Here is a 7,412-nt window from a genome sequence, read left to right on the forward strand (position 1 = left end):
CGGGGACGGCAAGGCGGACCTCGTCGCCCGCGACAGCAAGGGTGGCCTGTGGCTGTACCGGGGCACCGGCAACGCCTCGGCGCCCTTCCTGGCCCGGGCCTCGATCGGGTACGGCTGGAACATCTACAACTCGCTCATCTGACCGAGAGCGAAGGCGCGGCCCCGCATGAGGGATCGCGCCTGTGATGGTGGCGACAGCTGGTTCCGTTCTTCGCGGGTAGCTCGTTGCGGTCTGCGGCCAGCGGGGGTGTGTTGGTCCCAGGCCGAGGAGGTCGAGGAGATGGAGCTGGACGCCGCGGCTGAGGACGATGGTGGGCGGGTCGGTGGCATGACCGACCCGAAGTCGTAGGCCGCGGAGGTGGTAGAGGATCACCCAGCCGGTGGGGCGGACATCTGGGTGCCGGAATACAGCCCGCGCATCTTCTGGTCGCCTGTCCCGCTCGAAAATACGATTCTGGGTCCGGCCTGCAGCTTCTCCCCGCAGGGCGGCGGCCTGCACAGCGCCTGGGACGATCTGTCGGTGCCACTGTCGATCCCCACCACGCTGGTCCACAACCTGATCAAGGTGCCCGCTGCCGTGCTGCGCAGCCGCGTGGCCAAGGATGCGGAAGTCTTGGCGCTACGGCACGAGAACGTGGTGCTGCGCCGCCAGATCGCCCAAGTCCGCTACGAGCCCGCCGACCGGATCTGGCTCGCCGTCCTTTTCCCGGCTGGTCCCGCAGGAACGCTGGCGCCACGTATTCGCTGTCACGCCGACCACGCTGCTGGCCTGGCACCGGCAACTCATTGCGCGGAAGTGGACGTTCTCCCAGCACCGCCGCCTCGGCAGGCCGTCCACCGCGCCCACCGTCAAGCAGCTCATCCTGCGCCTGGCCAAGGAGAGCAGTACGTGGGGCCGCCGCCGCATACAGGGCGAACTCGCGCGCCTGGGCTACTCGATCGCCCCGTCCACGGGAGGCGGCCGGAGCTCCCCACCAGTCCGGTTTCGGTATGACGATCACGCCGGAGGCGCAGACGGTGTGGATCGGGGACGAAGGAGGACCGTCGTGGCGGCTGCCGGTATGAGTGGGGAGAAGCGGACACACCCCGAGCCGGCGGCGTACCGTACGGATAGCACGGCCATAGCGCGGAAGGGGACACCCATGCGGTTGCAGTTCGATGAGAACGAGAAGCCCGCGATCCTGGAGCAGGCCGCAGAGGCCGAGGAGGCAGGCAAGCAGCTGCTGGCTGACTCCCTGCGCGGCATGGCCGAGAACGGCATCGACCTGAAGCGCGACTGGGAGACGCTGCGCGTGGAGCTGTACGCCACGCACGGCATCGACGTCACCGGTGACGGCGGGGATGCCCGTGTCGCCTAAGCACTCGCCGCGGCGAGCGCAGATTGCCTTCACCCCCGAATGCGAGCCCGTTCTGCGCAAGCTGAGCGTGGCCGAGCTGGTGCGCCTGGACCGCGCGCTGGTGGCCATCTCCCTGGACCCGTGGATCGGGCAGGAGAGGCCGTCACGTGCGGGGCACGTGCCGCTGCGGGAGTACGTCGAAGGCTCCGCCCGCGTCATCTACCACGTCACCGTCCTAGGATCGGTCGTCATCGTGGCCTATCTCGAGGCCTGACCGCCCCAACTGCGGCCCCATCTCCCGGCCTCGTCCGGGAGACGGGGCCCTTGTGTCCCTGGAAAGCAAGCCGAATGCCTCTGACGGAACGGGACGGGGCCGCCGTTGCACTGCTCACGTTGGCCGACGACGGTGAGTGCCACCGCTACGGCACCGCGGGATTCGATGCGTCTGAGTCCTTCCGCTACGAGGTCCTGCCGCCCCTGTCGAAGCCCGGCAGGTAGCGCGTTGTTCTGGTCCTAATGATCAACGGCGGCCTCACCTGCTCGGACGCCATCGGAACCAGTAGTCCAGACCCTCGACCCGGTAGCGGGCCCCGGCATCGAACCGCACCTCGCCCACCAGTCGCCTCGCGCCGTCCGGCACCTGCCGGTACTGGGCCAGCAGCAGGGCCAGTTCGTCGTAGCGGGCGTCGATCCCGCCCTGGCCCGGATGGGTCTGCGGCCCCACCGTCCCCGCCTCATGGCGCTCGTTCCATCTCGCGAAGATCGCCCACTGCTCGCGCTCCAGCTCCACCGCCGCGTCGCTCGCGGGCCAGACGCTGTACTCGTCGGCTTCGTCAGCGCGGTCGTAGTCGTAGCCCTGGAAGTAGTGGGGCTTGCCGTCGACATCGGCGAGGCCGGCGCGCGGTCCGTCGTACCACTCCAACTCGACGTACACACGCTCGAAGCCATCCGCGATCAGCTGCATTTCGCCCCAGGTCTCAGCCACACGCGCAGGCTACCGAGGGGCAACCCTCACATCCATGATCACGATCTACAGCTGGAGCATTGGGAGTGGTGATGGCCGGTTCCGCGAGGCGGTGGGGCTTCGCGGGGGAGGGGTGGCTGGCCTCTCCGTACCGGCCATCGTGCGGCGTCTGGCCCGCCGGGAGTTCGTCGATCCCTTCAGCCAGAGGTCGCGGTCTTACGGCATCCCGTCTGCGTGCGCGGTTCTGCGCGCTGTAGTCAGGATGTCGAGGCGCGGCGGGCGGACAGCTCCTCGAGGCGGGAGCGTTTCCAGCGTTGTTGACGGGGGCGGCCGGCGCTGCCGCGTCGGTATTCGTATCCGTCGGGCTGCTCGAGGTCGGGCAGGAGTCCGTGCCCGAGTGCGCTGATGAAGCTGTCGGCGTCCTTGTAGCCGAGGATCCGGGCCGCTTCTGCGGCGCCGACGAGGTCCTCGTCTTGGTCGGCGGTCGGCAGCACGCCGCGCTGCCGGGTGGCAGCGACGACGGTGGCCCGGCGCCACTTTTTGCGGGCCCGGCCGCGGCTGCCTTCCTCCTTCTCCAGGGCGTCCGGTTCGGGTAGTTCGGGGATGCGCCCCTGGTAGAGGGCGCTGGAGAAGGAGGCGGCGCTGCCGTAGCCGAGCAGGCTTGCCTCCTCGGCCGTGCCGAGCAGGTCGTCGGGGTCGCCGTCGGCCGACACCTCGGGCAGCGCAGCAGCTGGGGCGGACGTCCGCCGGCCCTTGCCGGGCCGGTCGATGACCCAGTCCTCCGGAAGAAGGCAGACACCGAAACGTGCGGCGCGCTCTCCCAGCTCCGTGTAGGCCATGGCCGTCGGCGCGGCTTCCCAGGTGGCGAACACGAGAGCGGAGACCGCGTCACTGCGGGTCATCCCTTGCTCCCACGGCGCGTCGGCAGCAGCGCACCGCTCGGAGAGCTGTGGGTCGGACAGTCTCCCGGTCTCGTGGTCGATGCCGGACTGGACGTCGGCGACGCCCTCGCACCAGGCACGGTGGCCGCTGGACAGCAAGTTGTGCAGCGTGTCCGGGTCGCTCACGCTCTCGGCCCGGGCGGCGAGATCGAGCAGCAAGGCGGTGGGGTTCATCTCCATGGTCATCTCCTCCATCCACTGTAGGGGGCGTCCGCTGTGCACGGTGCAGCCGTCGCACAGCGCGCGGCCGCCGCGGCGAGCCAGTTCGGGTTCCTTGCGGGGCTGCTTCTTCAGCGTCGCCCGCACAGGTCGGCCAGCCGCGGTCGCCGGCCGGCGGAGAGCAGCAGGCCGCGGCGGGAGGCGAACCCGCACATTGCACGGGAGCAGTTTTTCCGGACTGTGGCCGAGCGGTCCTCTGATCGCGCATCCTGGGTTCAGCGTCGCGGCTGTGACCGGTCTGTTACCAGGAGTGACGCCTGTGCGGCGGTCCGCTGTACATGAGGGTGGGGCCGCCCGCCCGCGGACGGATGAACGGGTTTCAAGTGGTGGGACAGTCGCTGCGCGTGTACCTATCGTGGAAGTTCGGTGCCGTGTGTGGCCGGGTTCTGTGCGGGCGCCCATGATGACCAAGTGTCAGGTGCCGAGCGGGGGTTGGGCAGGATGAATCATGTTGTGGGGGGACCGGTATGACGACGACCGCGTCATCGGGCGGGACACCTGAGCCTGAGGCGAGCGATGACGGCGGTCCCCCGGCACAGCCGGGCGGCCCGAGCGGGAATTCGGGCGACAGCCCGCCGTCGCCTCCCGCCCAACCGCCTCAGCAACCCCAGGCACCCGCCGCTGCGGGTGGCGCCGCGGACGAGAGCTTCCAGGCGATCACCTCCGAGCTGTTCGGAGTCGATCCCGGGGCCTCCCGCCGCAAGAAGACGCGGTGGGCGGTGCTGTTATCGGTGCGTGGCGTCTTGACCTTCCTGTGCGGGACGCTGGCCGCGACAGCGATCGGGTACTTGCTGATCGGGTTCGACGTCCACAAGCAGAACGACAAGCAAAAGGAGTACGACGCCTCCCAGGCGCCCTTCACGGTGTCCGTGCAGCCCGAGAAGGGCGACCCCCGTCAGGAATGGGCCATGGTTCTGGACCGGGAACTGACCGCCGGCGAGACCCGGAAACTGACGTCCAGCACGGACAGTTCCACCGCGTTCTCGTACTTGCAGGCACTGGGCGGTCATCTGCTCGAGTACCCGTCCGTGCTGGAGCACGCCCCGAAGCAGCACATGCAGCAGATGCCGACCGGCCGCACGGAACTTTCGGACACGTTCAAGATGAGTGTGCTGAGCACCCGGGCCTCCGCCGTGGTCATCGACGACTGGAAAGTCACCGACGTCGCGTGCCGGAAGAGCACCGTCCAGACGGTCGTCGCCCATCCACCGCAAGGTGGAGCTGTCTACCAGGGAATCCAGCTCCACGTTCCGCCCCTGTCCGACGAGCCGGTGCTGACCGACGACACCGAGGGACAGGGCGAGCCCTACTTCGACACCCACTACATCGAGGTCGGAGGCGGCCAGCCTTCGGGTGGCCTCAGGGTGGAGGCGATCGCGCCGCGGGGACAGTCGTGCGAGTGGGGGATCAGGGTCCACTACGTCGACGCCTACCAGAAGGGGCAGTGGATCCAGCTGAAGGACCGGCAGGGGAAGCCGCTGCGCGTCCGTACGGAGTCCGTCCCGCTGAACCCACGGCAGAAGTGGTTCTTCGGATCCGTTCCCTGGACGCCGTGCCACCTGAAGCCCAAGGATCCGACATGCGACCTGCTGTAGTGGGCAAGGCCGTGGCCCTCGTCGTCCTGGCCGTCCTGTGCGTCCAGGCGTGCAGCCCGCAACCGGGCAAGGAGAAGCCCGACTCCAAGCCTTCCGCATCCTCGGGGCCCTACCTGGGCAACCGCGGCTACACCCTTCCGGACAGCCCGTTCACCCGCAGGGGCACGGTTGTCACCGCCACGTGCAACATGGGCGCACGATGGGCCAGTGTCTCGGTGCGGGCCTGGGATCCGGAGACGTGGCAACAGCGCGCGGAGAGGGAGTTCCCCATCCCGAGCGACGCCGCGTTCAGCAACGTTCCGGGCGACAAGGCGGTCGACAGCCCCCTGGTGGAACTCTGCGCAGTGGACGCGTACAACCCTTCCCCCTATGGCGTGTCCACCTCGGAGTACATGGCTCCCCGGATCCGCGCCCTCTTCGACCTGGGGTTCACGCGCATGGCGGTGGTTCTCCGGGATCCCCGGAGCAAGAAGACCTCCCACGTCGGCTATGTGGTGAGCGGCGCCGACCTGGAAGACGTCGTGCGCCTGGGGGGTGCGGCGGGTGACGACGAGCAGAACGCGGTGATGTCACCGGACGGGCGCGGCGTGTGGTTCACGTACACGGCCTCCGACGGCAGGCAGAGGATCGGTTCCCGGTCCGCCGACGGCGACCACCACCTGGCGGACGAGGGCCCCGCCACCGGACACGGCCTGCCCCTCACCGTCTCGGGCAAGCCGGCGCGCGCCGTCCAGGCGAACATGGTGCACCTGGCACCGAACGGCCGCCGGCTCACGGCGACCGCACCCAAGGTCTTCGGAACCGTCTTCGACACCTGGAACTCCTCGGGGCCGCTCACCAGGACGTCAGCGCGCGGTGCCGCGCTGCTCAGCGGATGCGTGGGTGTTGTCGGCTGGGTCGGTGACGACCGGGTGCTGTGCCGAACCTCGTCCGGTTCGTTCCGGAGCATGGACGCCCGTACCGGCCGCGCCGTAGGCGCCCCGATCAGCGTGGTTGGTCCGCAGGACGGAATGGTCGCGGAGGGGATGCTGGTGTCGGCGGACGGCAAGAGGTTCATCGTCTCCGTCCACCCGCCCAACGCCCGGCAGAACGATGGCGATTACGTGTACGAGGACCCCGACTTCAGGGTGGTGCCGACCACACCGGGAGGGTCGACGACCCACATCAGCAATGCTTTTCTGGACAGGCGTACTGCATTCCTGAGCTGGTTGTAGAGGTGAGTGCGGCTTCGGGGCCGTTGCGGTGCTTGTACCGTGGCCGGCGCTTCGGGTCCGGGGCGTTGGTGAGTACGGGCGGGTGCCGTACGGGGGAGCCGGGGGGCGGTTGTACGCGGTACGGGGGACTTGGTCGCAAGCGGCGGGACGGGTACGTGGCGCGTCCCTACAGTGAGCCGCACGTGACGGTGGGTGTGGTGCTTGCGGCGGGAAGCGGTGCGGGCGCCTCTGTGCGGGGGGGAGGTGAGGGGCACCAGTGACTGCTCACGGTGATGACAGCGAGACGGGCATCCTTCGGTGCTTCGGGCAGCAGTTGCGGTTGCTGAGAACCAGCCGGGGGCTGACGCGGGCGGAGCCGGGCGCGAAGCTCGGTTACGGCGAGGACATGGTCGCGTCGGTGGAGCTGGGGCGGCGCATCCCGAGACCGCCGCGCATGTCCGCCGCGGCGGCGGGTACGCCCCCCTCTCATACGGGGGCGTTGCGCAAGCGGCCGAGGGGTGAGGGGTGTCGGAAGTGATTCGAAAGCTGCAGGCGGTCGCGTTGGACTGCGCCGATCCGGTACGGCTCGCGGAGTTCTACGCGGATCTGCTCGGCGGCCAGGTGGTCGCGGACCCGGAGGATCGCGACTGGGTCGAGGTGCACGGGTTCGAGGGGACGCCGCTGGCCTGCCAGCGGGTGGACGGCTACCGGCCGCCCGAGTGGCCCGGCCAGCAGCGCCCGCAGCAGCTCCACCTGGACTTCGACGTGGACGACCTCGACGGGGAGGAGAAGCGGGCGCTCGCCCTCGGTGCGACCGTGCTGGAGCGGACGGACCAGCTCCGCCCAGAAGCCAATTGGCGGGTTTACGCCGACCCGGCCGGCCATCCGTTCTGCCTCTGCCTCCACTGAGCCCATCGGGCACATCACTGTCACTGAGGTAGTGTCAGGAGCGAGCGTCCGGCGGGAACTTCGACGCTACGGATGACGGTGTCCAGGTCGTCGGTGGTGCTGAGGCCGGGAAGCGCCAGCACCCCCTTGGCACACCCACCGCTGTCCGCGAAGGGCGCCTCTACCTCTGATCTTGGCCAGTGCTCCGTCCTTCAGGGCGGGGGTGAAGGCCATCCTTGGGTCGGAGGCGCGGAGCGCCGGAGTGCTCTGCGCCT

At 69.2% G+C, this 7,412-nt stretch carries 10 protein-coding genes; 8 read left to right on the forward strand and 2 right to left on the reverse strand.

Translation table 11 applies throughout. The features are described 5' to 3' along the window. Window positions 1–397: 397 nt before the first annotated feature. The 4 genes from ACFYX0_RS45020 (at window position 398) to ACFYX0_RS45035 (ending at window position 1,835) form a co-directional block, all read left to right on the forward strand. Window positions 398–994 carry a hypothetical protein gene (locus tag ACFYX0_RS45020; RefSeq protein ID WP_388980912.1) on the forward strand — a complete coding sequence of 199 codons (597 nt, stop codon included), beginning with the start codon at window positions 398–400 and terminating at the stop codon, window positions 992–994. 148 nt (window positions 995–1,142) lie between these two features. After that, window positions 1,143–1,358: a hypothetical protein gene (locus ACFYX0_RS45025; RefSeq protein WP_388980914.1), complete on the forward strand. Its 216-nt coding sequence runs from the start codon at window positions 1,143–1,145 to the stop codon at window positions 1,356–1,358. Next, window positions 1,348–1,611 carry a hypothetical protein gene (locus ACFYX0_RS45030; protein ID WP_388980916.1) on the forward strand — a complete coding sequence of 88 codons (264 nt, stop codon included), beginning with the start codon at window positions 1,348–1,350 and terminating at the stop codon, window positions 1,609–1,611. Before ACFYX0_RS45025 ends, ACFYX0_RS45030 begins: the two co-directional genes overlap by 11 nt. A gap of 74 nt (window positions 1,612–1,685) precedes the next feature. Further along, the gene (locus ACFYX0_RS45035; protein WP_388980919.1) at window positions 1,686–1,835 is read left to right on the forward strand and encodes a hypothetical protein; all 150 of its coding nucleotides are present in this window, start codon (window positions 1,686–1,688) and stop codon (window positions 1,833–1,835) included. Between the two features lie 34 nt (window positions 1,836–1,869). On the opposite strand, the gene ACFYX0_RS45040 is transcribed toward ACFYX0_RS45035, so the two are convergent. Both ACFYX0_RS45040 and ACFYX0_RS45045 read right to left on the reverse strand, forming a co-directional pair. Next, a complete protein-coding gene (locus tag ACFYX0_RS45040) occupies window positions 1,870–2,322 on the reverse strand; it encodes a hypothetical protein (protein WP_388980921.1) in 453 nt (150 codons plus the stop codon). Window positions 2,323–2,558: 236 nt separating this feature from the next. Further along, window positions 2,559–3,548: a hypothetical protein gene (locus ACFYX0_RS45045; protein WP_388980923.1), complete on the reverse strand. Its 990-nt coding sequence runs from the start codon at window positions 3,546–3,548 to the stop codon at window positions 2,559–2,561. 644 nt (window positions 3,549–4,192) lie between these two features. Between ACFYX0_RS45045 and ACFYX0_RS45050 the strand changes: the two genes are divergently transcribed. From ACFYX0_RS45050 to ACFYX0_RS45065, 4 genes are all read left to right on the forward strand, one after another. After that, the gene (locus ACFYX0_RS45050; RefSeq protein WP_388980926.1) at window positions 4,193–5,056 is read left to right on the forward strand and encodes a hypothetical protein; all 864 of its coding nucleotides are present in this window, start codon (window positions 4,193–4,195) and stop codon (window positions 5,054–5,056) included. Beyond that, window positions 5,041–6,270, forward strand: a complete 1,230-nt coding sequence (locus tag ACFYX0_RS45055; RefSeq protein ID WP_388980929.1) for a hypothetical protein — start codon at window positions 5,041–5,043, stop codon at window positions 6,268–6,270. Before ACFYX0_RS45050 ends, ACFYX0_RS45055 begins: the two co-directional genes overlap by 16 nt. Window positions 6,271–6,526: 256 nt before the next feature. Next, window positions 6,527–6,787: a multiprotein-bridging factor 1 family protein gene (locus ACFYX0_RS45060; protein ID WP_388980932.1), complete on the forward strand. Its 261-nt coding sequence runs from the start codon at window positions 6,527–6,529 to the stop codon at window positions 6,785–6,787. Continuing rightward, window positions 6,784–7,158: a VOC family protein gene (locus tag ACFYX0_RS45065; protein ID WP_388980935.1), complete on the forward strand. Its 375-nt coding sequence runs from the start codon at window positions 6,784–6,786 to the stop codon at window positions 7,156–7,158. Before ACFYX0_RS45060 ends, ACFYX0_RS45065 begins: the two co-directional genes overlap by 4 nt. Window positions 7,159–7,412: the final 254 nt, after the last annotated feature.

The organism is Streptomyces sp. NPDC002573 (assembly GCF_042889625.1).
In the GTDB taxonomy this organism is placed as follows: domain Bacteria; phylum Actinomycetota; class Actinomycetes; order Streptomycetales; family Streptomycetaceae; genus Streptomyces; species Streptomyces gibsoniae.

Coding starts and splice junctions, on each gene's coding strand:
- ACFYX0_RS45025 (WP_388980914.1), top strand. CDS start 1,143: ATGCGGTTGCAGTTCGATGAGAACGAGAAGCCCGCGATCCTGGAGCAG.
- ACFYX0_RS45035 (WP_388980919.1), top strand. CDS start 1,686: ATGCCTCTGACGGAACGGGACGGGGCCGCCGTTGCACTGCTCACGTTG.
- ACFYX0_RS45055 (WP_388980929.1), top strand. CDS start 5,041: ATGCGACCTGCTGTAGTGGGCAAGGCCGTGGCCCTCGTCGTCCTGGCC.